Raw genomic sequence first — 249 nt, 5'->3', positions numbered from 1 at the left:
CGTTCTACCAACTGAACTAAGGGGGAATTATCTCTTTTTACATTATGTTGCTATTACTAGCACCATAACTAAATATGCTGCCTCGAGGACGGAATCGACCGCGCCCGGCTAGGGACCGACACATTATCGCAACGCGATAACCTTTGGAGCCTAATTGTAAGCATCATACTTTTAAATATGGTGCCTCGAGGCGGAATCGAACCACCGACACGAGGATTTTCAATCCTCTGCTCTACCGACTGAGCTATC

At 46.6% G+C, this 249-nt stretch carries 1 tRNA gene; it reads right to left on the bottom strand.

Annotation, left to right across the window (positions count from 1 at the left end):
• Positions 1-178 precede the first annotated feature (178 nt).
• Positions 179-248 (bottom strand) — tRNA-Phe (locus tag ACVA53_RS25140).
• Between the last annotated feature and the right edge of the window lies 1 nt (position 249).

The sequence above is a fragment of the Photobacterium sp. DNB23_23_1 genome (genome assembly GCF_052873815.1).
This window is presented reverse-complemented; position numbering and strand designations above follow the sequence as displayed.